This is a genomic window from Nonomuraea sp. NPDC023979 (assembly GCF_040639085.1).
Taxonomy (GTDB): Bacteria; Actinomycetota; Actinomycetes; order Streptosporangiales; family Streptosporangiaceae; genus Nonomuraea; species Nonomuraea ceibae.
Genome location: NZ_JBEZZG010000032.1, coordinates 88,584 through 112,859, shown reverse-complemented (window position 1 = coordinate 112,859; position 24,276 = coordinate 88,584). Strand labels below are relative to the sequence as shown.

The 24,276-nt window shown below is 74.0% G+C and carries 20 protein-coding genes and 1 pseudogene; 11 read left to right on the top strand and 10 right to left on the bottom strand.

Going from position 1 to position 24,276, the window contains the following annotated elements; all coding sequences use genetic code 11:
• From AB0G11_RS38650 to AB0G11_RS38630, 5 genes and pseudogenes are all read left to right on the top strand, one after another.
• Window positions 1-384, top strand: a pseudogene (locus tag AB0G11_RS38650) (hypothetical protein); the annotation flags it as partial.
• Between the two features lie 198 nt (window positions 385-582).
• Window positions 583-1,026 (top strand): helix-turn-helix domain-containing protein, encoded by a 444-nt coding sequence (locus tag AB0G11_RS38645; RefSeq protein ID WP_219517177.1) that lies wholly within the window; start codon window positions 583-585, stop codon window positions 1,024-1,026.
• Window positions 1,027-1,243: 217 nt separating this feature from the next.
• A complete protein-coding gene (locus AB0G11_RS38640; RefSeq protein WP_357591606.1) occupies window positions 1,244-1,720 on the top strand; it encodes a hypothetical protein in 477 nt (158 codons plus the stop codon).
• Window positions 1,721-1,722: 2 nt separating this feature from the next.
• Window positions 1,723-1,986 (top strand): hypothetical protein, encoded by a 264-nt coding sequence (locus AB0G11_RS38635; RefSeq protein WP_357591604.1) that lies wholly within the window; start codon window positions 1,723-1,725, stop codon window positions 1,984-1,986.
• A gap of 1 nt (window position 1,987) precedes the next feature.
• Window positions 1,988-2,650, top strand: coding sequence for an HD domain-containing protein (locus tag AB0G11_RS38630; RefSeq protein ID WP_308126157.1), 663 nt, complete (start codon window positions 1,988-1,990; stop codon window positions 2,648-2,650).
• Between the two features lie 2 nt (window positions 2,651-2,652).
• Here AB0G11_RS38630 and AB0G11_RS38625 read toward each other — a convergent pair whose 3' ends face one another.
• A complete protein-coding gene (locus AB0G11_RS38625; protein WP_357591602.1) occupies window positions 2,653-3,267 on the bottom strand; it encodes a TetR/AcrR family transcriptional regulator in 615 nt (204 codons plus the stop codon).
• Between the two features lie 55 nt (window positions 3,268-3,322).
• Here AB0G11_RS38625 and AB0G11_RS38620 point away from each other — a divergent pair, with 55 nt between their 5' ends.
• Window positions 3,323-3,940: a maleylpyruvate isomerase family mycothiol-dependent enzyme gene (locus AB0G11_RS38620; protein WP_357591600.1), complete on the top strand. Its 618-nt coding sequence runs from the start codon at window positions 3,323-3,325 to the stop codon at window positions 3,938-3,940.
• Between the two features lie 79 nt (window positions 3,941-4,019).
• Window positions 4,020-4,682 carry a hypothetical protein gene (locus tag AB0G11_RS38615; RefSeq protein WP_357591598.1) on the top strand — a complete coding sequence of 221 codons (663 nt, stop codon included), beginning with the start codon at window positions 4,020-4,022 and terminating at the stop codon, window positions 4,680-4,682.
• Between the two features lie 10 nt (window positions 4,683-4,692).
• Here the strand turns inward: AB0G11_RS38615 and AB0G11_RS38610 are convergent, their stop codons facing one another.
• The 3 genes from AB0G11_RS38610 to AB0G11_RS38600 all read right to left on the bottom strand — a co-directional run bounded on the left by AB0G11_RS38610 (window position 4,693) and on the right by AB0G11_RS38600 (window position 9,442).
• Window positions 4,693-6,870, bottom strand: coding sequence for a bifunctional SulP family inorganic anion transporter/carbonic anhydrase (locus tag AB0G11_RS38610; protein WP_357591596.1), 2,178 nt, complete (start codon window positions 6,868-6,870; stop codon window positions 4,693-4,695).
• A 292-nt stretch (window positions 6,871-7,162) separates the two neighbouring features.
• Window positions 7,163-8,674: a hypothetical protein gene (locus AB0G11_RS38605; RefSeq protein WP_357591594.1), complete on the bottom strand. Its 1,512-nt coding sequence runs from the start codon at window positions 8,672-8,674 to the stop codon at window positions 7,163-7,165.
• 198 nt (window positions 8,675-8,872) lie between these two features.
• Window positions 8,873-9,442 carry a YbhB/YbcL family Raf kinase inhibitor-like protein gene (locus AB0G11_RS38600; protein ID WP_357591592.1) on the bottom strand — a complete coding sequence of 190 codons (570 nt, stop codon included), beginning with the start codon at window positions 9,440-9,442 and terminating at the stop codon, window positions 8,873-8,875.
• A gap of 93 nt (window positions 9,443-9,535) precedes the next feature.
• Between AB0G11_RS38600 and AB0G11_RS38595 the strand changes: the two genes are divergently transcribed.
• Entirely contained in the window at window positions 9,536-13,024 is a 3,489-nt protein-coding gene (locus AB0G11_RS38595; protein WP_357591590.1) for a BTAD domain-containing putative transcriptional regulator, read from the top strand.
• A 35-nt stretch (window positions 13,025-13,059) separates the two neighbouring features.
• On the opposite strand, the gene AB0G11_RS38590 is transcribed toward AB0G11_RS38595, so the two are convergent.
• Together AB0G11_RS38590 and AB0G11_RS38585 are read right to left on the bottom strand one after the other, a co-directional pair.
• Complete coding sequence (locus AB0G11_RS38590; RefSeq protein WP_219507727.1) at window positions 13,060-13,866, bottom strand: ABC transporter permease; 807 nt, start codon at window positions 13,864-13,866, stop codon at window positions 13,060-13,062.
• Complete coding sequence (locus tag AB0G11_RS38585; protein WP_219507728.1) at window positions 13,863-14,828, bottom strand: ATP-binding cassette domain-containing protein; 966 nt, start codon at window positions 14,826-14,828, stop codon at window positions 13,863-13,865. Before AB0G11_RS38585 ends, AB0G11_RS38590 begins: the two co-directional genes overlap by 4 nt.
• 96 nt (window positions 14,829-14,924) lie before the next feature.
• Between AB0G11_RS38585 and AB0G11_RS38580 the strand changes: the two genes are divergently transcribed.
• On the top strand, window positions 14,925-15,446 hold the full coding sequence (locus tag AB0G11_RS38580; RefSeq protein ID WP_357591588.1) for a PH domain-containing protein: 522 nt from the start codon (window positions 14,925-14,927) through the stop codon (window positions 15,444-15,446).
• Window positions 15,447-15,541: 95 nt separating this feature from the next.
• Window positions 15,542-17,200, top strand: coding sequence for a PH domain-containing protein (locus tag AB0G11_RS38575; RefSeq protein ID WP_357591586.1), 1,659 nt, complete (start codon window positions 15,542-15,544; stop codon window positions 17,198-17,200).
• A 7-nt stretch (window positions 17,201-17,207) separates the two neighbouring features.
• Here AB0G11_RS38575 and AB0G11_RS38570 read toward each other — a convergent pair whose 3' ends face one another.
• Entirely contained in the window at window positions 17,208-17,900 is a 693-nt protein-coding gene (locus tag AB0G11_RS38570; protein WP_357591584.1) for a TetR/AcrR family transcriptional regulator, read from the bottom strand.
• 53 nt (window positions 17,901-17,953) lie between these two features.
• Between AB0G11_RS38570 and AB0G11_RS38565 the strand changes: the two genes are divergently transcribed.
• The gene (locus tag AB0G11_RS38565; protein ID WP_357591582.1) at window positions 17,954-19,078 is read left to right on the top strand and encodes an NAD(P)/FAD-dependent oxidoreductase; all 1,125 of its coding nucleotides are present in this window, start codon (window positions 17,954-17,956) and stop codon (window positions 19,076-19,078) included.
• A 115-nt stretch (window positions 19,079-19,193) separates the two neighbouring features.
• On the opposite strand, the gene sepH is transcribed toward AB0G11_RS38565, so the two are convergent.
• The 3 genes from sepH to AB0G11_RS38550 form a co-directional block, all read right to left on the bottom strand.
• Window positions 19,194-21,785 carry a septation protein SepH gene (sepH, locus tag AB0G11_RS38560; RefSeq protein WP_357591580.1) on the bottom strand — a complete coding sequence of 864 codons (2,592 nt, stop codon included), beginning with the start codon at window positions 21,783-21,785 and terminating at the stop codon, window positions 19,194-19,196.
• A gap of 161 nt (window positions 21,786-21,946) precedes the next feature.
• Window positions 21,947-22,888: a protease inhibitor I9 family protein gene (locus AB0G11_RS38555; RefSeq protein WP_357591578.1), complete on the bottom strand. Its 942-nt coding sequence runs from the start codon at window positions 22,886-22,888 to the stop codon at window positions 21,947-21,949.
• Window positions 22,889-22,975: 87 nt separating this feature from the next.
• Window positions 22,976-24,253, bottom strand: a complete 1,278-nt coding sequence (locus tag AB0G11_RS38550) for a D-arabinono-1,4-lactone oxidase (RefSeq protein ID WP_357591576.1) — start codon at window positions 24,251-24,253, stop codon at window positions 22,976-22,978.
• Between the last annotated feature and the right edge of the window lie 23 nt (window positions 24,254-24,276).

Sequence of the window (24,276 nt, the reverse complement as noted above, 5' to 3'; positions counted from 1 at the left end):
GTGGTGGTGAAGTCGGCAAACTCCACTACGCCCGGAGGTCTTCTATGTGATCAATCACCCGCGACCGCGTGTCACCAAGATCTTGGCCAAGTACACCTAGAGCTTCAGTTCCACCAGGCGATGGTGGAGATCTACCACACGGCGAAGCGAGACATCGGATACAACGCGACCCGCTTCATCCAGATGGTTTCTGACCGCGGCGGCCTCGTAACCGCCAAGCTGCTCCTGTGGAGTGATCAGGTGTCTGACGGGTTCGAGACCCTCCGCAGCCATGGCCGCCTGGATCTATCGGTAGAGGCGCACGTGCTGAAGGAGGAGTTCGCGGGGCTCTTCACCGACGAGGAACGGCAACGAGCGCGGGAACGACTCGATCTTCTGCGCTGACCGGAGAGGGCACAACCGGGGCACACCGCATCGATAGAGCTCGGCAAGTACCGTCAAGCGATGGCAGCATTCCCGCGGCTCTCGTCTTGATTTCTGCTCTTCTGGCAGGTCGCGGGCACGCCGAATTAGAACCCGGCCTACAGGCCGGCTCGTCTCCCGCCGTCCGGTGTCGCGGGCGGGGTGCGGGAGACTGGACGGGTGAGCACCGAGAACGACTCCCGCCCCGCGACTCCCGTGACCAGCACCTCCATCGTGGTGCTCACCCTGGCGCGGCGGATCGAGACCGAGCTCAACGCCGCCCTCGCGCCGCTCGACCTCACCGTCAGCAGGCTCGGGCTGCTCGGCCACATCTCCGCCATGCCCGGGGTGTCGTTCAGCGACCTGGCCCGGATGTCCGGCATCACCGTCCAGAGCGTCCACGGGGCGGTCAAGGCGCTGGCCGGGGCCGGGCTGGTGCGCGACACGACGGCCCGCGCCGGGTCCGCCTCCGCCATCGAGCTCACCGCCGACGGCGCCCGCCTGCTGCGGGCGGCGCGGGCGGCGGTGCAGGAGGTCGACGAGCGGATGTTCGGGCCCGCGGCCGACCCGATCCAGCGGCAGGTGGGCGACGCCGTACGCGCCGCGTTCTCCGGCCTGGCCTGACCTCCGGCGCCTCCGCCGGCAGCACGGTCCCTTCCGCCACTCCGGCCCCTCCTTCAGGGCCTCCCCTCCATCACTCCGGGCCCTCCTTCAGGACCTCTCCTCCATCACTCCGGGCCCTCCTTCAGGACCTCTCCTCCATCACTCCGGGCCCTCCTTCAGGGACCCTGAAGGTTGTCTGCTAAGTTTCAGGCAACCTGAAGGTCCCTGAGGAGAACTCATGGAAGATTTCCTGCTGTCCGTGCACGTGCTGGCCGCCATCGTGTTCATCGGCGGCTCGGCGGTCGCCACCAGCCTGTTCCCCCGCTACGTGCCGGTCGCCGTGCCCGTGGCGGTGGGCGCGGGCTCGCCGGCGCCGCCGCCGGAGGATCGCAGCCGTGCCGTGGCCGTCGCGCTGCACCGCATCACCCGCGGCTACAGCCTCCTGGGCCTCGTGGTGCCCGCCGCCGGGCTGGTGCTCGCCTTCGCCCAGGGGCGCAGCGGCGAGATCTGGATCACGCTCTCGATGATCCTCACCGCCGCCGCGGGCATCCTGCTGGCCCTGCAGATCTACCCTCGCCAGCGCGACGCCCTCGCCACTCCCGGTGACCGCGACCGGCTGCGCCCGCTGTCCATGCTCGCCGGCGTCTACAACCTCCTGTGGGCCGCCGTCGTCGTCATGATGATCGTGCGCCCCGGCGCAGGCGGAGGTGCGTGACCGTGCTGCTCGCGCTCCGGATCGCCGCCGCCGTCGAGGCCGCCAGCCTGGTGGTCCTCCTCACCAACGTCTTCACCGTGCACCACGACGCGATCACGTCGCTCGGCGGCCCGCTGCACGGCTCGGCCTACCTCACCGTCCTGGTGACCACCATCCTGTCGCCCGCCGTGGCCTCGACCGCCACCCGCTGGCGCGCCGCGGTCCCCGGCATCGGCGGCCTGCTCGTGCTCCGGCACATCCGGCGCACCGACCCCCAAGGAGGCTGACGTGCTCGACACGTACGGGAACCTGACCTTCCCCTGGACCGGGCTGACGCTGAACGCCGTCCGCTTCGCCCGCGACCTGGTGGCGCGCCCGATCTTCAACCACTGCATGCGCGCCTACCTCTACGGGCGCTTCCTCGGCGAGCAGCAGGGGCTGCGGCCCGGCCAGGACTACGACGACGAGCTGCTGCTGCTCGGCTGCGTGCTGCACGACGCCGGGCTGAGCGAGCGCGGCGACGGCGACCAGCGCTTCGACCTCGACGGCGCCGACCTGGCCGCCGGGTTCCTCGCCGAGCAGGGCGTCGCGCCGGAGCGGGTCGAGGTCGTCTGGGACGCGATCGCCCTGCACCTGCACCCGCAGCTCGCCGCGCGCAAGCGGCCGGAGATCGCGCTGGTCTCTGCCGGGTCCGGGTACGATCTCGGGCCCGACGGGCCGGCCCTGCCGCCGGGCTACGCCGACCGGATCCACGCCGTGCTGCCCCGGCTGCACGCCGCCGCCGTGCTCCACGACGCGATCGTGGGCCAGGCGGCCGCCAAGCCGCAGAAGGCGCCGCCGTACACCATGCCCGGCGAGCTCGTCCGCCAGGCGACCGGGCAGCGCTGGCCCACCTGGCGGGAGCTGATGGAGGCCGGCGGCTGGGGCGACTACGACGGCTACGAGGGCTGAGCTCACGGCGGGCCCAGGACCTCCGGGGTGAGCAGGGCGCGGGCGGCGGCGGCGAAGTACGGCTCCGGGGCCGTGTCGGCCAGGCCGAGCACGACGCCCTGGCTCAGACCCGTCAGCAGCCCCCTCAGCGCCGTCTTCAGACGCCGCGCCTGCCGCTCGGTGATCCGGGCGCCGTCGTGCGTCCTGCCGGCCAGCAGCGCCACCAGGCGCTCCTCCTGGAGGCGTACGGCCTCGGCGAGCTTGGGGCGCAGGGTGGGCTCGCGCAGCCCGAGATCCTGGAGGCTGAGCTCGAACGAGAGCCGCTGCCGCGCCTCGGGGTCGTCGCACAGGCGGCGGTGGTGGCGGGCGAAGGCGTCGACCGTCCCGGCGAGATCCAGGTCGGGCGGGAAGGCGCGGGCCAGGTCCTCGTACTCGGGGTCGAGGTAGTCGGTGGCCAGCGCGACCAGCAGGCCGTTCTTGCTGCCGAACAGCGAGTAGACGGCCCCGGTGGTGAGCCCGGCCTGCTCGGCGATCTCCTCCAGCTTGGCGCGGTGGCCGTCCCTGGCGACGATCCGGCGCGCGGCGTCGAGCAGGGCGCGCCGGTTGCGCTCCTTCGTCTCCGCCCTTGTCATTCTCATAATCCAATTATTACAGTAATCTCGTTAGGAGTCGACAATCAGGGGGAACGGACCTATGGACATCAGGGCGGCCATCGCGGCCGAACGCCGGGAGCTGGCGGACATGCTGGACGGCCTCTCGCCCGGACAGTGGGACGAGCCCACGCTGTGCGCCGGATGGCGGGTGCGCGAGGTCGCGGCCCACATGTCGCTCGGCTTCCGCTACCCGCTGTCCAGGATGGCGCTGGAGCTCGTCAAGGCCGGAGGCAACCTGAACCGGATGACCGACCGGTGCGCCCGCAAGGACGCCGCCGCCCTGTCCACCGCACAGCTCGCGGCGGCGCTCAGGGACAACGCGCACCACCCGTGGAAGCCGCCCGTCGGCGGCGTGGCCGCGGCGCTCGGGCACGACGTGGTCCACGGCCTCGACATCACCGTCGCCCTCGGCCTGGAACGCGCCGTCCCCGAGGAGCGCCTGCGCGTGCTCCTCGGCCAGGTCACCCCCAGGACCACCAGGTTCTTCGGCGCTGACCTGGCCGGCGTCGAGCTGCGCGCCACCGACCTCGACTGGTCCTTCGGCGCCGGCACCCCGCTCAGCGGCGCCGCCCAGGACCTCCTGCTGCTCGCCTACGGCCGCAGGCTCCCGCCGGGCCACCTCCAGGGCCAGGCCCGCGACCGCTACACCGCCGTGTGAACGCTCCGCCGCCCGGGTGAGGGGCGATCCGCCCGCAGGCTGACGACCGTCCGTGCCCGCGCTGCCTATCGTTCGCGGCATGCTCAACGACCAAGTGACCTTCAGGCGCGTCTCGGCGGGCCTGCTGCTGATCGTCGCGCCGCTGCTCCAGGCCGTGGCCGTCGTCGTCGACCCCGGCACGTGGGGCGACGACCGCGAGGCGGTCAGCTTCGGCGACAACCCGGCCCTCGCCCAGACCCAGTCCGTGCTCTACCACTGGAGCTGGATGCTCATGGCCGTGGCCGCGTTCGGGCTGGTCCACCTCACCCGGCGCAAGGCCGTCACGCTCGGCCACGTCGCGGGCGCGAGCACGGTGATCGGCTACCTGTCGCTGTCCGGGCTGCTGCTCAGCGACCCGGTGGAATGGTGGCTGGGCCAGCGCCACCCGCCGGAGGAGGCGCAGCGCATCCTCGACGAGATGCTCGGCCTGCCGGGCGTCACGTTCGGCTTCCAGCTGCCGTGGATGTTCCTCGGCTTCCTCGGGCTGCCCGTGCTCGTCGCCGCGGTCTGGCGGGCGGGGTTCGTCGGCTGGTGGGCGCCGGCGCTGGTCGCCGCCGGCTACGTGGGCTCCTTCACGGTCTCGTACGGGGCCCTCACCGTGATCTTCTGGACCGTGCCGGTCGTCGCACTCGGCTGGATCGGCGTGCGCATGCTGCGCATGGGCGACGAGGCGTGGGCCGCCTACTACCCGGCCCGCGCGTGAATGACGTGATTCAGCTCTTGACCGTGAGCGATGACGGCGCCGGCGGCAGGATGTGCACCCGCGCCGAGCCGATGTCGAAGTAGAGGCCCACCAGCTTCAGCCGCCCCGCCCTGACCTGCTCGTCCACCTTGCGGTAGGTGCGCAGGTTCTCCAGCTGCTGCTGGACGTTCACCCGGCACAGCACGTCCAGCGCGCCGCCGTCGAGCCGGTCGCCCTCCGTCTCGATGAACCTGGCCAGACTGTGGTTGCCGTGCCGCAGCCAGCGCCGCATCCCCGGCAGGCTGCCCGCCTTCACCCCGCCGCTCAGCAGCCCGGCCATCGCCCCGCAGCCCGAATGCCCGCACACGGTGATGGTGTGCACGCCCAGCACCTGCGTCGCGTACTCGATCGCCGCGCTCACCGAGTCGTCGTTCGGCTCGGCGCCCCGGCGCGGCACCAGGTTGCCGATGTTGCGCACGGTGAACAGGTCGCCGGGGCCGCTCGACGTGATCAGGCTCGGCATGATCCGCGAGTCGGCGCACGTGATGAACAGGTGCGTCGGCTGCTGCTGCTTGCCGGCCAGCTCGGTGAGGATCGGCCGCACCAGCGGCGCCGTACGCCGGTGATACTCCCGCGCCCCCACCGTGAGCTGGCAGTCGGCCGGGTGCAGCGGCAGCATCCGGTGCGGCTTGCGGCGGCCCCGGTGCGACCACGGCAGCCACGACCGGTCCGGCGGGCGCGCCGGCGTCTTGGCCGGGTACATGCGGGCGCCGCTGGCCGCCAGGGTGTACCACTCGTCGTGCAGCTCGTCGATGTCGACGGTGCCGCCCGACCTCTCGTGGTCCAGCCGCCAGGAGTGGATCGCCTCGAACGCCGCGTTGTCCATGAAGTCGATGTTGAGGTCGAGGTCCACCGACGCCCCCGCGGGGATGGCGCGCAGCTCCTGGGTGAGCCTCGGCACCCCGAGGAACGTCAGCGAGCCCGAGATCGTCGCGTGGTGCCGCCCGCCGGCCTCCTGCCGCGTTCTGACCGTCACCCACGTCAGCCGCCGCAGCGCCAGCAGCGCCGCCAGCGCCAGCCCGAACAGCACCCCCTCGGCCAGCCCCAGCACCACCACACCGGCCATCGTCACCATGTAGACCGGGACCTCGCCGTGGCCGTGCACCTTGCGCACGTGCCCCAGGTTGACCATCTGCACGCCGATGAACACCAGCAGCGCCGCCAGCGCCTCCATCGGGATCAGCTGGATCGCCCAGCCGAAGCCCAGCGCGAACAGCAGCACCCACACGCCGTGCAGGATCGTCGACATCCGGCTGCGCGCGCCCGCCTTCACGTTCGTGGTGCTGCGCACGATCACGCCCGCGAGCGGCAGGCCGCCCAGCGCGCCCGCCACCATGTTGGCCACGCCCTGACCGGTCAGCTCCTGGTCCAGGTCGCCGCGCGGGCCCTTGTGCATGCTGTCGACCGCCACCGAGCACAGCAGCGACTCCACCCCGGCCAGCAGCGCCAGAAGCAGCACGGCCGCCACGATCACGTGCCAGTCGCCCTGCGGCAGCACCGGGAACGACCACTCGGTGAACGTGCCGGACAGGTCGATGCGCGTGACGTCCCAGCCGAACGCCCACGCGCTCAGCGAGGCGATCACCAGCGCGGCCAGCGGCGCCGGCACCGCCTTGACCGGCTTCGGCAGCCTGCTCCACACCGCCAGCACGGTGATCATGAGCAGGCCGACCGCGATCTTGTGGCCGTGCAGCTCCGCGAGCTGGCCGGGCAGCTCCACCAGGTTCGCCATCGCCGAATACTGGGGGCTGCCGCCCAGCACGACGTGGAGCTGCGCGAGCGCGATGACCACGCCGACGCCCGCGAGCATGCCGTGGATCACCGCGGGCGACACCGCCAGCGCCGCCCGCGCCGCCCGGAACACCCCCAGCACGAGCTGCACCGCCCCCGCCAGCAAGGTGATCATGCAGGTGGCCCGCCAGCCGTAGGTGTGGACCAGGTCCGCCACCACCAGCGACAGGCCCGCCGCCGGGCCGCTCACCTGCACGGCCGAGCCGCCGAGCGCCCCGGCCACGATCCCCCCGACCACGGCCGCGATCAGCCCGGCGGCGAACGGGGCGCCCGAGGCCATCGCGATCCCCAGCGAAAGGGGCACGGCGACCAGGAACACCACGAGCGAGGCAGGCACGTCGTATCGGAGCGTGGCCATGACGCTACTCTTCGTGACGCGGAACATGCGAAAACCCTAATGCCGCTGGGGCCGCGCGTGAGACGTGCACCCCGGGTTTTACCGAAGGGCCACGAACCCTCGGCCTTCGAGCCCGGGAGGAACCGCTCCCTGACGGGACAGTCCGCCGCTCCCCGACGGACGGTCCTGCCGTTCCTGGCGGACGGTTCGGCCGTCCCCGACGTACGGTCCGGCCGTCCCTGGCGGGACAGTCCGGCCGGACGCGCGAGATCCCCGCCCTGGGAACCAGGACGGGGATCTCGGCCGCCGGACGTCAGCGGTAGTAGTCGGGGAACTCCTGCTCGGGAGTCGGCCGCGGGCGCGGGGCGGGCCTGCCGCCCGGCTCGGGCGCGCCGTAGCCCGGCCACCCGGCGGCCGGCGCCGGCGGCTCCGGCCACGCGGCCTGACCCGGCTGGGTCATCGCGGGGCTGGTGAAGTCGCCCGTCTCGTACGCGTAGGACTGCCCGGGGACCTGCGCCGGGGGCGGCGCAGACAGCACGTCGTCGTAGGCCGACACCGCGCGGGCGGGCGCCGTCGGGGTGCCGGTGACGGGCGACGGGCCGGTCAGCGCGTCGGAGTCGTCGGCCACCGCCCACCCGGCGCGCACCTCGTAGGAGGCGGGGTAGGCCGGCTGCTGCGGCTCGAAGGCCGGCCAGGAGCCGCTCGGGGTGGAGGCGGGACCCGGGTCGTCGAGGATGTCGGGAGAGGCCGCCCAAGAGCCGGACGTGGTGCCCGGGGAGGAGATGCCGGAGGAGGCGCCGGGAGGGGCGGGCCACGGGGAGTCGAGCGGGCCGGTGGAGCCCTGGGCGGAGCCGCCGTTGTAGGCCGGGAACGGGTCGCTGGTCGGGGCGCCGTGGATGGGGGAGGCGGGCACGGCGGTGAAGGCGCCCGTGGAGGCGGCGCTCGTGGCGGGGAACGAACCGCTTGACGGCGAGGCCGCGGCCGGGAAGGAACCGCTCGACGGGGAGCCCGCCGCGGGGAAGGAGCCGCTGCCCGGGTAGGAGCCGGTCGGCTCGGGGCGGGCGGGCGGCACCGGCTGGGCGCCGGCGCCGAGGATGGACAGCACGTCGGCCGTCGGCGCCGCGAACGTCATCGTGCGCTGGTCGGCCAGGTCGGCGCTGGAGCGGGCGGGCCGCTGCACCGGCTCGACCAGGTCGGCCAGGCCCGAAGCGGCGGCGGCCGGAGCCGGGGCCTTGGCGGGCCGCTGCGGCAGCGGCGCCTGCACGGTGGCGGCGTTGGGGTCGGCGGCGACGGGCTCGCGCTTGGCCCGGCGCGAGGGACGCTCCGGGCGCCCGGCGGGCCGCTCGGCGGCGGGCCGGTCAGCGGGCCGGTCAGTAGGACGGTCGGCGGCAGCGGGACGCTCGGCAGGACGGTCGGCGGCGGGACGCTCGCGCTCGACCGGCCGGGAGGCGCCCTTGCGCGCCGCGACCGTGCCGCCCGCGCCGAAGCCGCCCTCCTCCGCGTCGCTGCGGATGTTGGCCCAGAACTCCTCGTCCTCGTCGTCGGAGTGCGGGTTGCCCCACTCGTCGACGCCACGCTTGCCACGCTGACCCGTACGCACCGGTTTGGGCTTCGGCTCGTCGATCGGGCTGAAATCCGGGCTGAACTTGCTCATCCGCGGCTCGTGCGCGGCGAACTCGTCCGTCGACCGCGCGTGCGTCTTCTCCTCCTTCTCGGCCATCTCCTTCAGCCGTTCGGGAGGGAGAGAGCTCTCCCGCCGGTTCATGGAACGCATGCCCAGTGCCACGACGACGAGCACGAGGAGCACGACAGCGACCAAGCTCACGATAACCGCGGTCATTGCACCACCCTCAAAGCCATGGCCTCCCTGTGGCACCGGTGAGATCGCGCGGCCATCGACGCGATCTGCCCCCTTTGATCACCAGCGCCTAACAATTGGATCTGATTCTGGCGGACTACGACGAGCGTTGTCACACCCTAAGTGAAGAATTGGTAACCAGTACTACCGACTGCTTCCGGGCTGTCACTCAATGTCGACCGCCGTGAGCCGTCCGCGGGCAATGGTCTTGTCCGCGATCTCCTTCAAGATCGTGGAAAGCGGAGCGTCCTTCTCGGACTCCACCTTCCCGCTCAGTGTGTAGACACTGAAACGGTAGCTGCCCTTGTCGTCGCACGGGGGCTGATAGCCCGTCTTCCCTCCGGTGACCACCGCCTGACCCGAGCCCTCCGGCGGGCTCTCCGAGGCCCCCGGCCCCAGCTCGGTCGTGGTCGCCGGGATGTTGTAGATCACCCAGTGCACGGCAGGCTCGGCCTGGGTGTGGGAGTCCACCACGATCGCGATCGACTTCGCGTCGGGCAGCGGACGGCTCGACCAGCGCAACGCCGGGCTCCCCGCGGTGCCCTTGCAGGAGTGCTGGCGAGGCAGCGGCTTGCCCTCGCGAAGATCCGGCCCGGAGACGTTGATCCGCGCGATGTCGCTGGCTTCGGACCTTCCGAAGACGGTGGCGCACCCGGACAAAGCGAACGCGCTCGCCACCGCTGTCACCATGACGGCGATGCGTCGCACGCGTCCAGCCCTGTTACGCAGCCCCATGCCGGATGATGCTACGCGCGTCTCGGCGGTGCGCCGACCGTTTCGCCAGGGTCGGTGGCCGGTGGAGGGCCCGAAATCCGCCACAATCGAGGGATGGAGCGGGACACCAGCATCACCTTCGCCGTCCTCGGCCCGCTCGAGGTCCGGCGAGACGGCGAGCTCGTCGACATCGCGGGACGGCGCCTGCGCACCCTCCTTGGCCTGCTCGTTCTCGACGCCGGCCGGACCGTTCCAGTCGAACGCCTCGTCGCCGGGATCTGGGACGACCGCGAACCCGCCGCCGTCGCCAACGCCCTCCAGGCGCTCGTCTCCAGGCTCCGCACGGCGCTCGGAAAAAACTGGGCACGCCAGCTCGTGGTGGCCGATCCGTCCGGGTATCGGCTGATCGCGGATCCCGATCAGGTGGACGCGCGACGCTTCACCGTCCTCGCCGGGCAAGGGCACGCCGCCCTCGCCGCCGGCGACCCCCGCACCGCCGCCGCCCTCCTGCGCGAAGCCCTCGCCCTGTGGCGCGGCCCCGTCCTCGCCGGCCTCCCCGGCTGCGCCGCCGGCCCCGCCGCCCACCTGGAGAGCCGCCGCCTGTCGGCCGTCGAGGACCGCATCGAGGCCGACCTGCTCCTCGGCCGGCCCGCCGGCCTGCTCGACGAACTCGCCGGCCTCCTCGCCGGCCACCCCCTCCGCGAGCGCCTGCACGCCCAGCGCATGCGCGCCCTCCACGCCGCGGGCCGCCGCGTCGAGGCCCTGGCCGCGTACGAGGAAGCCCGCCGCACCTTCCGCGACGAACTCGGCGCCGACCCCTCGCCCGCCCTCACCTCCCTCCACCTCACCCTCCTCCGCGACGCCCACCCCACCCCGGAAACCACGCACACCCGGGGGAGCATCCCGGACCTCCCGAAAGAGCCCCCCGCCCCGGAAGCCCCCCACCCCGAGAGCCTCCAAACGGAAGCCGCCCGTCCCCCCGGCACCGAGCCACCCCCTCCAGCCCTGAGCCCCTTCAGCTCCACCCTCCGCCCACACCCCTCCGGGGAGGGCGCGCACCCTGCGGAGGGGGCGGCTGCTCACAGTGGTGCGCCCCGCCCAGGAGGCGCGGCCCGTGCCGAGGGGGTGTGGGCGGGGGAGGGGGGATCGGCCCGGGTCGGCGGGGTGGGGGCGTTCGAGTACGAGGGGGGCAAGCGGGGGAACGTGCGGGCGCGGTTGACGAGCTTCGTGGGCCGGGAGCAGGATCTCGCCTACACCGCAGGGCTGGTGGGCGGGCATCGGCTGGTGACGCTGATCGGTCCAGGCGGGGCGGGGAAGACGCGGCTGGCCACGGAGGTGGCCGGGAGCGTGGGGCTGCCCGACGGGGTGTGGCTGGCCGAGCTCGCGCCCGTACAGGACGAGGCGGGCGTGGTGCAGAGCGTCACGAGCGCGCTGGACGTGCGTGACGCGTTGCCGCAGGCGGCCGGGCTGGGCGTGACGGAGCCGCTGGACCGGCTGGTGGCGGCGCTGCGCGGCAAGCGGCTGCTGATCGTGCTGGACAACTGCGAGCACGTGGTGGAGCAGGCGGCCCGGGTGGCGGACCGGGTGCTGGCCGACTGCCCGGGGGTGCGGATCCTGGCGACGAGCCGGGAGCCGCTGGGCATCACCGGCGAGGTCACCTGGACGCTGCCGCCGCTGGGCCTGCCGCCGGCGGGGACGGGCGCGGACGAGGCCGGCGCGTACCCCGCCGTGCGGCTGTTCGCCGAGCGGGCCGCCGCCGTGCGGCCCGGGTACGAGGTGGGCGCGGACACCGAGGCGGTCGTGGCGATCTGCCGGGCGCTGGACGGGATGCCGCTCGCGATCGAGCTGGCCGCCGCCCGGCTGCGGTCGATGTCCGCCTCGGAGATCGCCTCCCGGCTGGGCGGCGTGGGCCAGTTCCGGCTGCTCAGCAGCGGCAGCCGGACGGCCCAGCCGCGCCACCAGACGCTGCGGGCGGTGGTGGAGTGGAGCTGGAACCTGCTGGACGAGCAGGAGCGGGCGCTGGGGCGGAGGCTGTCGGTGTTCGCCGGGGGCGCCGGGCTGGCGACGATCGAGCGGCTGTACGGGGACGTGCTGGAGCCGCTCACCCGGCTGGTGGACAAGTCGCTCGTGGTGTTCGACGGCGGACGCTATCGGATGCTGGAGACGATCCGCGCGTACGCCCACGAACGCCTCGCCGAGTCGGGCGAGCTGGAGGACGTGCGCCGCAGGCACGCCCATCACTTCACGGAGCTGGCCGAGGCCGCCGAGCCGGGCCTGCGGACCGGCGCGCAGCTCGACCGGCTGGCCGAGCTGACGGCGGAGCACGAGAACCTGACCGCCGCCCTGCGCTGGGCGACCGCCACCGCCACCGACAGCGCCGGCGCCGCCGCGTCCGGCGGGGGAGCGGCGGCGGTGGCGTTGCGGCTGGTCGGGGCGCTGGGCTGGTACTGGTGGCTGCGCGGCCACCGGCTGGAGGGCGCGCTCAGGGCGCGCGAGGTGCTGGAGGCCACGCCCGGCGCGCCGGGACCGGCGCGGGCCCTGGGCCTGGCCGTGTACGTGCTGAACGGGCTCGGCACGATGCTGTCGTGGGAGGAGGCGGGCGAGGCCCAGGCGGAGATCGGCAGGCTCAAGGGCCCGCCGCCGCACCACCCGCTGGTGGCGATGGTGGGGCCGATGTTCGTGATGTTCGGCGCCACCCAGCCGGAGGCCGAGCAGCTCATGGCGGAGATGGCCCGCCACCCGGACCCGTGGGTGGTGGCCGCGGGGCAGCTGTGCGGCGGGCTGGCCCACTACGCGGCCGGGCGCATCGAGGAGGGCGAGCGCGACTACCTGGCGGCGCTCGACGGCTTCCGCGCGGCCGGTGACCGCTGGGGCGCCGGCACCGCCCTGGCCGGCATGTCGGACGTCCTCCTGCTGCGCGGCGAGAGCACCCGGGGCATCGCCGTCATGCGGGAGGCGCTGCGGGTGATGGACGAGCTGGGCGCCCAGGACGACACCGCGTACATGCGGGCCAGGCTGGCGCTTGGGCTCAACCAGCTGGGCCACCGGGCGGAGGCGGAGGAGATGCTGCGCGAGGTCGTCCGGCTGGTCACGGAGAACGGCGACCAGGTGGGCGAGGCGGGCGTGGTGGGCGCGTGGGGCGAGTTCGCCCGCCAGGACGGCGACCTGGCCACCGCCCGCGAGCTCTTCGCGCGGTCCGCGGAGATCATGGAGCGGGCGCGCGGGGTGCCGCTCCAGATGGTCTCGGCGGTCAACGCCTCCCGCGGCCTGCTGTCCGTACAGGAAGGCGATCTTCCCGAGGCGCGGCGGCTGGTGGCGCTCGGGCTGGAGCAGGCGGCGCAGTCGGGCGACGCGCAGCTTATCGGCATCGCGGTCATCGCCTGCGCCGCCGTCGCGCTCGCGGCCGGGCGGGCCGAGGACGCCGCCGCGCTGCTGGGCGGGGCCGAGGCGGTCAAGGGCATCGCCGCCGTCGTGGACTTCGACCATGTACGGATCACCGGCGACACCGAAGCCGCGCTCGGGGCGGCGGAGTTCGGCCGCCACCTCGCGCGCGGCCGCCGGATGGACCGGGACGCCGTCATCGCCCTCGCCCTGCGGGTCTGATCCGCGAGACCCGGAACCGGGCTCGCGGGAGCCGGTCAGAGGCGGGTGCGGAAGACCCTGATGGCCAGCGGCGCGAACACCACCACGAAACCCGCCGACCAGAGCAGCGACACCAGCGCCGGGGAGGCCACCTCGCCGCCGATCATCAGCCCGCGGATCGCGTCGGACAGGTGGCTCACCGGGTTGACGTCGGACCACGCCTTCAGCCAGCCCGGGAACGTGTCGGGCGACACCAGCGCGCTGCTGGTGAACGTCAGCGGCATCATCACCGAGAAGGCCACCATCTGCACCTTCTCCGGGCTCGACGCCTTGAGCCCGATCAGCACCGACATCCACGACATCGCCAGCGCCACGATCACCAGCAGCGCCAGCGCGCCCAGCAGCCCGGCCACGCCGGTCGTCACCCGGAACCCGAGCGCCATCCCGAACCCGACCAGCAGCGCGAACGCCCACACCTGCTTGAACGTGTCGGCGATGACCCGCCCGGCCAGCGGCGCGGTGCGCGCGATCGGCAGGCTCCGCAGCCGGTCGAAGACGCCCTTGGTGATGTCGGTGTTGAGCCCGATCGCCGTGGACAGCGTGTAGAACAGCGCGTTCTGCACGAGCAGGCCGGGCAGCGCGAACTGCAGGTAGTCGCCCGTCGAGCCGGAGATCGCGCCGCCGAACACGTACGTGAACAGCAGCAGGAACATGATCGGCTGGATGCTGAGATCGAGCAGCTCCCACGGGTTGTGCTTGATCTGCACCAGGCTGCGCCACGCCAGCGTCATCGTCTGGCTGACCGTGGCGCCGGGGCTCACCCGCCTCGGCGGCGCGGGCAGGGAGGCGGTGGTCGCGGTCATGCGTAGGTCTCCTCGTCGGTCTTCTCCGGCTCCTCGGCGCGGTGCCCGGTCAGCGCCAGGAACACCTCGTCGAGGCTGGACTTGCGCAGCGCCAGCTCGGTGGCCACGATGCCGAGGTCGTCGAGGCGGCGCACGACGGCGGGCACCACGGCCGGGTCGCGCACGGCGGCGGTGACCTTGCCGCCCGCGATCGCCGGGGTCTCCTCCACGACGTCGGTGACGACCTTGGCCACCAGCTCCAGCTGGTGCTCCTCCATCGGCCGCACCTCCAGCACCTGGGCGCCGGTGGTGGCCTTGAGCTGGTCGGAGGTGCCGGTCGCGATCACCTTGCCGTGGTCGAAGACCACGATGTCGTCGGCGAGCTGGTCGGCCTCCTCCAGATACTGGGTGGTGAGCAGGACGGTCACCCCGTCGGCCATCAGGCCGCGCACCACGCCCCACAACTCGGTGCGGCTGCGCGGGTCGAGACCGGTGGTGGGCTCGTCGAGGAACAGCACCTTCGGCCGGCCCACCAGGCTCGCGGCCAGGTCGAGCCGCCTGCGCATGCCGCCCGAGAACGTCTTGGCGGCCCGCCCCCCGGCCTCGGTCAGGTCGAACCGCTCCAGCAGCGCCGTCGCCTCCCGCCGCGCCTCGCTCCGGGACAGGCCGAGCAGCCGGCCGATCATGATCAGGTTTTCCACCCCGGTGAGCATCTCGTCGACGGCGGCGTACTGCCCGGTGAGGCCGATCAGCGACCTGACCTGGTGCGCCTGGCGGCCGATGTCGTAACCGAGCACCGAAGCGCGCCCGGCGTCGGGCACCAGCAGGGTCGCCAGGATGCGCACGGCCGTGGTCTTGCCCGCGCCGTTGGGCCCGAGCACGCCGAGCAGCCGCCCGGCCGGCACGGCGAGGTCGACGCCGTCGAGCGCCTTGGTCTCGCCGTAGTGCTTCACCAGGCCTTCGGCTTCAATCGCGTATCCCATGGGCATCACCCTGCCCGACGCCACTGACACTTTGCCCACACGCTCCACCGGCCGCTGACAGATCGCTGACATGGGCGCGAGCCCTAAGCTGGAGTCGTGAACTCAACTGGCCCGCTCCGCGACCCGGCGAACCGCGTCTCGCCCAGAGCCCGCGGGCTCTGGCTGCTGGAGGCGCTGATCGGGTTCGTGCTGCTCGTGGGCGGGTCCATCCTCGTGGGCGGCTGGGTGGGCGGCAGCGGCTGGTCGTGGGTGCCCGGCTGGTTCGCCAGCGCGCCGTGGCTGCTGCCGGTCGTCGTGGGCGTGCTGACGACGCCGTTCCTGGTGGCGGAGCCGTTCGTACGCTACGCGGTGCACCGGTGGGAGTTGTCGGGAGATGTCGTCTACGCCCGGCAGGGGTTCCTGACCCGGGAGTGGGTGTTCGTGCCGGTCAGCCGCATCCAGACGGTCGACAAGGGACAGGGGTGGATGGAACGGATGCTCGGGCTGGCGACCCTGGAGATCCGCACCGCCTCGCACGCCGGGTCCTCCACGATCAAGGGGCTCGACTACCAGGTGGCGGCCGGGCTCGCCGAAGAGCTCGCCCGCCGCGCCGAGCAGCTCAGGGACGACGCCACGTGACCGGCGCCCCGCCTCCGCCCCCTCCGCCGCCGTCCCTTCCGGAGGGTCCCGCGGGCCCGCCGCCGGAGGGGCCCGGTACGTTCCCGCCGCCCCGGGTGCCGCTCAGGCTGAGCCCCAAGGTGCTGCTCATCGACCCGGTCCGGATGCTGCCGTCGCTGCTCGTGCCGCTCGTCGGCGTGCTCGTCGTGGGCGGCTTCTCCGGCCGGTCCTACCTGTGGGCTGCGCTGGGCCTGGTCGGCACCGTGGTGTTCGCGGTCGTCCGCTGGGCCACGTTCACGTACGAGATCATCGGCGACCGGCTGGAGATCAAGCGCTCGCTGATCAGCCGGTCGGTGCGGACGATCCCGCTCGAACGGGTGCGCGGCGTCGACGTGTCCACCCCGCCCATGCACCGGCTCCTCGGTCTGTCCGTGCTGAAGATCGACACGGGGGCGAGCGGCGGCGACGGCGAGGCCACGCTCGACGGCGTCACCCGCCACGAGGCCGAACGCCTCAAGCCCGTCCTCCTGCGCCGCGCCGCCGCCGCCCGCCACGCGCACCCCGGCCCGGACGCCGCCGGTTCCGGGACGGCTACCGCTGTGCCCGAGGGCGCCCTCGACCCCGCCGGGCCGGGCGCCGTGCCGGAGCGGCCGCACGAGCCGGAGGAGCGCGTCATCACCGCCGTGCCGCGCCGGTGGCTGCTGTACGGGCCGCTGTCGGGGGCCTACCTGCTCACCCCGTTCGCGCTGGCGGGCGGCGCGGTGGGGCTGGCGTTCCAGTGGGGGGACGAGCTCGGGTTCGGCAGGGACGCCGCCTGGACGGCCGGCACCTGGCTCTGGGAGCACCCGTGGCTGCTCGTGGCGATCGCGGTGCTGCTCGTGGTGGCCATGCCGTTCGTGGGCGGCGTGATGTACGCGGTGTTCAACTGGGACTTCAAGCTCAAACGGCGCGACGGCTACCTGGTCGCCGAACGCGGGCTCGTCAACCGGCGCAGCGTGTCGCTCGAATCGCGGCGCGTACGCGGCTACGAGATCGCCGAGGGCCTCGCCGAACGCTGGGCCGGCGTCGCCAGGGCGTGGGCCATCGTGACCGGCCTGGGCGACTCCGAGACGCGCGGCCAGCTCCTGCCGGTGGTGCCCCGGGCCGTCGCCCGCCAGGTCACCAGCGACGCCGTCGGCCCCTACCGGGCGGAGCTGCGCCCCCATCCGCCGGTGGCGCGCAACCGGCGGCTGTTCCGCGCCGTCTTCCCGTGGCTGGCCGTCGCCGCGCTCGCCACCGCGGCCGCCGTGCTGACCGCCTCGCTGATCTGGTGGATCGTCCTGGTGCTGGCCCTCCTGCTGGCCGCCGTCGGGGTGCCGCTCGGGCTCGACCGCTACCGCTCGCTCGGCCACGGCTACGACGGCGAGCGGGTGACCGTCCGCGGCGGGTCGTTGCGGCGTACGCAGGCCGTGGTGGAGCGGCGCGCCGTCGTGGGGTGGCGGCTGCGGCAGACCTGGTTCCAACGGCGCGCCGGCGTCGTGACGCTGACGGCAGGCGTGGGCGCGGGCCGGGGCGGCTACTCGGCCGTCGACGTCTCCGAGGCCCAGGCCAGGGACTTCCCGGCCGAGGTGACGCCCGACTGGCTGGCCCCCTTCCTGGCACCCGTATCCGAAAGGGGCGGGCACGTCCCCGAGCGGCACGGGGAGCTCTCTGAGCGGCAGGGGGACCTCCCCGAGCGGCACGGGGACGGCCCCGAGCAGGGCGGCGAGAGCTCTGACGGCCCGGCAGGGTCCTGAGAGCCGGTCAAGCGGAGCGGGTGGCCAGCCTGGCGGCCACGGCGTCGAGGACCCACTCCAGCCCCGTCCCGAACGACTCCTCCGCGTCCACCTCCGCGCCGTCGTGCACGGCCCTGGCCAGCGCCGGGAAGCGGCCCGTGGCGAGCATCCTGCTCACGTGCGGGCCGTGGGCGCGCTGCCAGTCACGCTTGGACAGGCCCGTGGCGCGCTCGGCCCGCAGGTCCGCGACCTCGCGCCTGACCGCGCCGGTGATGTACGCGCTGACGGTCTCCACGGCGCGCATGGCGGTGTCGAGATCGGCGAGGCCGTCGAGGGCGGCCAGCGTGGACTCGGCCACGGCGAGGGCGTTCGGGCCCAGGGCCGGACGGCCGCCCAGCAGGTCGGCCAGCCATTCGTGACGGAGAGCGGCCTGCCTGGTGCGGTGGGCGTGCGCCCGTAGCGCCTCGCGCCAGTCGCCGGGCGGCTCGTCCGGGAGGATCTCGGCCTGGACCTCGTCCACCATGAGGTCGAACAGCTCCTCCTTGGTGGAGATGTACCCGTACAGCCGCATCGGTCCGACATCCAGCCGGGCGGCGACCTTGCGCAACGACACCGCGTCCAGTCCGCCCTCGTCGGCCAGGGCGACGGCGGCGGCGACGATGCGCTCCCGGTCGAGCGGGGCGGGGCGAGTCGGCGGCTCAGGCCGGTCCCACACGGTCATGGATGCATCGTACTGTTGCGATACGCCGTATCGCAGAAATACAGTGTATCGACATGAGACATCGTATCGCCGTCGTGGGAAGCGGCCCCGCCGGCCTCACCTTCGCCCGCGTCCTGCACCGGCACGGTCACTCCGTCACGGTCCTCGAACGCGATCCAGCCCCCGATGCCCGTCCCCCTGGTGGCACGCTGGACCTGCACGACACGCTGGGCCAGGTCGCGCTCGACAAGGCGGGGCTGCTGGCGGAGTTCCGGGCGCTGTCCCGGCCCGAGGGGCAGGCGATGCGCATCCTGGACCCGGACGGGACCGTGCTGCGCGACTGGCGGCCCCGCCCGGACGACCGGGCCAACCCCGAGATCGACCGCGGGCAACTCCGCGACCTGCTGCTCGGCCCCCTCGACGTGCGGTGGGGGCGGGCCGTGACCGAGGTGGCGCCGGGCGCCCCGGACGGCGTGCGGGTCCGTTTCGCGGACGGGCGGCAGGAGACGTACGACCTCGTCGTCGGCGCCGACGGCGCCTGGTCCCGCGTCCGCGCGGCGCTCTCGCCCGCGACCCCGCACTACACCGGCGTCACACTGGTCGAGACCGCGCTGGACGACGTCGACACCCGCCACCCCGACCTCGCCCGGCTGATCGGCGACGGGGCCGTGGCCGTGTACGGCGTCAACCGCTCCCTCGTCGCTCAGCGCAACAGCGGCGGCCACGTCAAGGTGTACGCCCAGTTCCGCGCCCCGCTGGACTGGCACGCCGGGCTGGACCTGGCCGACGCGGAAGCCGTGCGATCGAGCATGCTGGCGCTGTTCGACGGCTGGGCCGCTCCCGTCCTCGACCTCCTCAGGCGCGGCGCCGCCTTCGCCCACCGCCCCCTCCACGTCCTGCCCGTGCCCCACACCTGGACGCACGTCCCCGGTGTGACGCTCCTCGGCGACGCCGCCCACCTCATGCCGCCCCTGGGCGTGGGCGCGAACCTCGCGATGCTGGAAGGCGCCGAACTCGCCGAATCCGTCGCCGCCGCCCCCGGCCCCGGCGAACTGGACGACGCCGTACGCGCCTTCGAGGAACGGATGTGGGAACGGGCCGGTCGATGCGCGGCGATGACGGCCGCCGGCCTGGAACGCCTCGTGAGCCCGGACCCCGCCGACGCGCTCGCCTTCTTCGACGAGCTGCAACCGTCCTGACCGCGCCCGTTCTTGGGGGATCCGGGGGCGATGGAGGTCGCTTACGGCGGGTCTGCGACCGGGTGGGGCTGTCGTCCAGCTCCACCCGGTCGTCGTTCTGCGCGGATGTGGCGGGTCAGTCCTGGCGGCGGGCGCCGAACATGATCTCGTCCCACGTCGGCACCGAGGCGCGACGGCCCCGCGAACCCTTGCGGGCCTGCCGGGCAGCCGGGGCGGGCGGGGGAGACGGGACCGGCACCGGCGGCTCCTCCTTGGCCGCCGGCTTGTCCTTCGCGTCCTCCTCGCTCGGCCGTGCCGCGGGCACCGGCTTGGGCCCGGGCTTCGGCCCCGGCTTGGGCGCCGCCCCCTTGGCGTCGGCCTCAGCCTGTACGTCAGGCTCGGCGGGCGTGGTGGAGGCGGCGGCCTCCTCGGGCTCGCTCTGGACCTCGGGCTCGGCGGGCTCTTCTGCCTTGGCGGCGACCGCCTCCGCGGCCTCCTCCGCGGGCTCCTCCGCCTTGGCGGTGTCGGCCTGTGCGGGGTCGTCGGTCTTGGCCGCGACCGGCTGGGCGGGTTCCTCGGCCTGTGCGGGCTCGTCGGTCTCGGTGACGACGGGCTCTTCTGTCTTGGCGGCGGCTGGCTCCGCAGGCTCCTCGGTCTTGGTGGGGTCGGGCTGCGTGGGCTCGTCGGTCTTGGTGACGACGGGCTCTTCGGCCTTCGCGGGCTCCTCCGCCTTGGCGGCGTCGGGCTGCGTGGGCTTTTCGGCCTCGGTGGGCGCGTCGGCCTTGGCGACGGGCTCCTCGGCCTTGGCCGCCTCGGACTGTGCGGGGTCGTCGGCTGTGGTGGTGACCGGCTGGGCGGGCTTGTCCGGCTCGGTGGCCTGTGCGGCCTCGGGCTGGGTGGGCTCCGGGTAGTCCTCGGTCTTCGCGGGCGCGGTGGGCTGCGCGGTGGCGGGCTCCGGGAGCTGGGTGGCCGGCTTCCCGGCGGCCTCCGGCGCTGGTTCCGGGGTGGCGGCGGCCTCGGGCGCTGCGGGTTCCGGGGTGGCGGCGGCCGTGGGGGCCTCGTCCTGGGTTGCCTCGGCCGGGGTGGCGGACGGGGCCGGGGCCTCCTGGGCAGGGGGCTTCGGCTGGTCCGCTGTGGTGGGCGGGGTCGCGTCGGCGCGGGCGCTCTCTTCCTGTACGGGGAGAGCCGGGGCAGCGGGGGCCGATGCCTCCGGGGAGGCGGTGGCCGCCTCGACGGGGGCCGAGGCAGCGGCGGGCGTTGCCGGAGCGACATCCGGCGTTGCCGGGGCGGCATCCGGTGTTGCCGGTGCGGTGTCCGGGGTGGCGGGAGCGGCTGCCTCGGCGGCCGGCGTGGGCGTGGGCTGGGACGGCGTTGCGGCAGGCTCGGAAGTGGTTGCCTGAGGCGCGGTGGTGTCGCCGGTCGCCGGTGAAGGCTCCGGGGTGGCGGGCTCGGTGGGCGTGGCAGCCAGCGGGGCCGGGGCCGGCTCCTGGTGGGCGGCCGGTGCCGTCGCGGGCTGCGCCTGCGCGGGAGCCTCGGTGTCCGGGGCTGGGATGTCGGAGGCCGGGGGAGCCGCAGCGGCGGCGGCGGGCAGGGACGGGACGGGAGTGTCCTCGGGCTGCGCGGAGGACGGTGAGGCCGATGGCGGCAGGAAGGAGGGCGCCGACGACCTGTAGGGCGACGGCGTCTCGGCAGGCGGCCGGGTTTCGGCGGGCGGCCGCGACTCGGCGGGCGCGTACGGCTCGGCCGAGGGCGAGGACGCGGCAGGCGACGGCGCGGCAGGCGACGGCGCGGCAGGCGACGGCGGGGCCGGTGGCGGGGTGAAGGAAGGCTGGGGGTCGGGGTCGCGGGTGGGGCGGGGGGCGTAGAAGGACTCGGAGTCCGTCGCCCGTGACTGGCCGAAGTCGGGCAGCCAGGGTGAGGAGCCGGCCCGGCGGTGCGGGTCGGCGGGGCGGGTCTGGCCGGTCTCCCGGGCGGGGTCGCGCGGCGGCTGCCGGTCGAACGGCGCCTCCAGGGCGGGCTCCGGATCGGGCTCGTTGCGGATGACCGAGGGGAACGGCAGCGGGTCGGAGGCCAGCGGCGGCACCGGCTGGAGCTTGGCGACGCGGGGTGTGAAGGGCGTGACCGTGGTGTCCTCGGTCACGGGGTCGGGGTCGAAGTCGGCGGACGACAGGCGCAGCGCCTCGTCGTCGTGCGGGGTGACGTGGCGGCGGCGCGGGTCGAAGAGCCATTCGGCGTGTCTCGTGTGACCGTTCCACACGTAGCCGAGCTTGACCCGCCACAGGCCGTCGTCGCGCTTGGCGGAGTCCCAGTCGATCTCGTCGGTGGGCACGCCGCGGCGGTTGAGGCGCTCGGCGACGAGCTCGCCGAGGGTGGGGCCGGGCGAGGACTCGCCGGGCATGCGGACGGTGACGCGCTGGGCCTGCTGGGCGACGTACTCGCGCTCCTGGAGGACCGGGCCCTCGAACCAGCGGACGCGCTCGACCGGGATGCCGGCGGTCGCGGCGATCTCTTCCGCGGTCTCACCTGCTCGGATGCGGGCCTGGATCTCCTTGGGACGCAACGGGCTCTCCACTTCGATCTCGTACTGGCCGAGACGGGAGAAGTTGCCGCGGACGGCAGCACGGAGCCGGTCGTCCACGGGGAGCGTGAAGCGTGTACCCCGTCCGGCAGTCGCCAGCACGAGGTAGGTGCCGTCCTCACTCACCGCGACGAGTCGGAGCTCCTGCATGCGAGTCCCTTCGTCAGCGTCGCCATTCTTCCCCCGGACCCTTGAGTCTCTCGCGTGTGCCGGTTGCCTGCCAGCACCGTACCCGGCATGTCCGAACATCGCCTTCCTGGGATAGCCCGGAGGCGATGTGACGCCGGTCACATTTGACGAATCCATCCCCTTCAGAGCCCACCGGTGCGCAGGAGGAGGTTAGAGCTCCTCGACGGATTCTGGCGAATCGCGCCGCGCACCGCCGGGCACTTGAGCCAAGTCGCCAGATCCGCCGGATTTACGCCCGGATGGGACTCCAGGTATCCGGCTGCGGCGCCGGCGAGATGGGGTGCGGCGGCGGTGTAGGCGGGTTCGCCGGGCGCGGTCCGGCAGGCGCCGGGGCCGGTGGCGGTGACGAAGACGCCGGATCTGACGAGGGCGCGCAGGGCGGTGGTGAGGGCGGGGGAGCCGGCGGTGTCGAGCGGGACGCTGGTGACGGCGGGGCCGCGCGCGTGCCGGCGCACCCAGTCGAGCCCGGCGAGCACGTCCGAGAGCCTGCCGGCGCCGTGGCAGCCGAGCGTCCGCACGGAGGCGATCCTGGCCTGGGGCGCGGCGGCGGCGACGGCGCGGGCGGCTCGGGTGCCGTGCCCGGTGCAGTCGTGGCCGGTGCCGCCCGTGGCGTCGAAGGCCCGCCAGGCGCGGTCGCCGAACCGGTCCACGTCCATGCCGCTGCCGACCACGTACACGGTGACGCCGCGCCCGCCGGGGGTGCGGGCGGGGGCGGCCGCGCGCCCGGGGGCGGGGCGGATGGCGCGGTCGGGTTCGAGGGCGAGCACGCGCGGGTCGGCGCGCAGCTCGGCCTCCTCGGCGGCGTTGAGCACGGTGGCGAAGCCGGGCAGGGCGGCGGTGTAGTAGCGGCGCACCCGCCAGCGCACCTCGCCGACGAGGTCGCGGGCGGCCGCCCGGTCGCGCGCGGTGACGATGTACGGGTGCGCGGGCTCGGCGTGGCGGGGCCGGGCGGCCAGGCCGGAGGCGGGCGTCATGAGGGGGACAGCGGTGGTGACGGCCGTCGCGGCGGCGGTGACCACGGCCGCCGCGAGGTACAGGGAGGGCAGGCCGAATCGTCGGGGCACGAGCGAAGAGGGTGCCGCCCGCGGGCGGCTCACGGGGTACGGGACACGCGATCCCGTCGATTCGCCAGCCGGTTCTTTACCAAAGGCTTAGCCGAGGACGGTGTCCAGGTAGGCGTTGGCGAACAGGCGCCCGGGGTCGAGCCGGTCGCGCAGCGCGGTGAAGTCGGCGAAGCGCGGGTAGACGGTGGCCAGGTAGGCGGCGTCGCGGGTGTGCAGCTTGCCCCAGTGGGGCCGTCCGCCGAGCCGGGTCATGATCTCTTCGACGCCGGCGAAGTAGGCGGGGTTGGGCGTGGGCCGGTAGACGTGGCAGGCGAGGTAGGCAGTCGGCCGCCCGTACGCGGTGGACAGCCACGCGTCGCTCGGCGGCGTGACGCGGACCTCGACGGGGAAGGTGATCTTCCAGTCCGTCCGCTCGATCAGGTCGCGGGTCTCGCGCAGCGCCTGGCCGAGCCGTTCGCGTGGGATCGCGTACTCCATCTCCAGGAAGCGCACGTCCCGCCGGGCGGTGAAGATCTTGTACGAGGTGTCGACGGAGGCGGAGTCGCCGAGGGCGGCGGCGCTGACGGCGTTGATGCGCGGGATCAGCGCCGGGACGCGGGCGCCGGCGGCGCACGCGGCGCCGAACAGCGTGTTCTCCAGGAAGACGGCGTCGAGCCAGTGCCGGAACGCGCCGGGCGGGCTGGCCGGTCCGGGGTGGCGGTTGTTGGTCTTGACCAGGCACGCGTCGGTGTGCGGCAGCCAGAAGAAGTCCAGGTGCTCGTTGCCCGAGGTGAGCTCGTCGAGCGAGTCGAGGATGCGGGTCAGCGGCATCCGCCGGCGCTCGTTGCGCAGCAGGAACGCGGGCTCGACGCGGAAGGTGACGGAGGTGAGCACGCCGAGCGCGCCCAGGCCGACCCGGGCGGCGTCGAACAGGTCCTCGCCGGGCCCGGCGGTGGTCACGGTGCCGTCGGCGAGCACCAGCTCCAGGGCGGTGACCTGGTCGGCCAGGCCGCCGGTGTCGCGGCCGGTGCCGTGGGTGCCGGTCTGGATGGCGCCCGCGACGGTCTGCTCGGTGATGTCGCCCATGTTGGCCAGGGCCAGGCCGCGCTCGCCGAGCAGCTCGTTGAGCGTGCGGAGCGGGGTGCCTGCCAGGACGGTGACGCTGTCGCCGTGCCAGGAGACGACGCCGGTCAGCCCGTCGGGGCGGAGCATGAGTCCGTCGGTGAGGGCCACTCCGGTGAAGGAGTGGCCCGTTCCCACCATGCGCAGCCGCCGCCCGCTCGCCGCCGCGTCACGCACGGCCCGGACGACGTCGCCGGTGGAGGTGGGGACGCGTACCTCGGCGGGTTCGATGGCCTGGTTCCCCGCCCAGTTGATGAAGGCCACGCGCACACCCCTGTCGTCCGACT

Coding starts and splice junctions, on each gene's coding strand:
- AB0G11_RS38585 (WP_219507728.1), bottom strand. CDS start 14,828: ATGGGATACGCGATTGAAGCCGAAGGCCTGGTGAAGCACTACGGCGAG.
- AB0G11_RS38640 (WP_357591606.1), top strand. CDS start 1,244: ATGGAAGATTTCCTGCTGTCCGTGCACGTGCTGGCCGCCATCGTGTTC.
- AB0G11_RS38595 (WP_357591590.1), top strand. CDS start 9,536: ATGGAGCGGGACACCAGCATCACCTTCGCCGTCCTCGGCCCGCTCGAG.
- AB0G11_RS38565 (WP_357591582.1), top strand. CDS start 17,954: ATGAGACATCGTATCGCCGTCGTGGGAAGCGGCCCCGCCGGCCTCACC.
- AB0G11_RS38625 (WP_357591602.1), bottom strand. CDS start 3,267: ATGAGAATGACAAGGGCGGAGACGAAGGAGCGCAACCGGCGCGCCCTG.
- AB0G11_RS38615 (WP_357591598.1), top strand. CDS start 4,020: ATGCTCAACGACCAAGTGACCTTCAGGCGCGTCTCGGCGGGCCTGCTG.
- AB0G11_RS38600 (WP_357591592.1), bottom strand. CDS start 9,442: ATGGGGCTGCGTAACAGGGCTGGACGCGTGCGACGCATCGCCGTCATG.
- AB0G11_RS38620 (WP_357591600.1), top strand. CDS start 3,323: ATGGACATCAGGGCGGCCATCGCGGCCGAACGCCGGGAGCTGGCGGAC.
- AB0G11_RS38590 (WP_219507727.1), bottom strand. CDS start 13,866: ATGACCGCGACCACCGCCTCCCTGCCCGCGCCGCCGAGGCGGGTGAGC.
- AB0G11_RS38610 (WP_357591596.1), bottom strand. CDS start 6,870: ATGGCCACGCTCCGATACGACGTGCCTGCCTCGCTCGTGGTGTTCCTG.
- sepH (WP_357591580.1), bottom strand. CDS start 21,785: ATGCAGGAGCTCCGACTCGTCGCGGTGAGTGAGGACGGCACCTACCTC.
- AB0G11_RS38570 (WP_357591584.1), bottom strand. CDS start 17,900: ATGACCGTGTGGGACCGGCCTGAGCCGCCGACTCGCCCCGCCCCGCTC.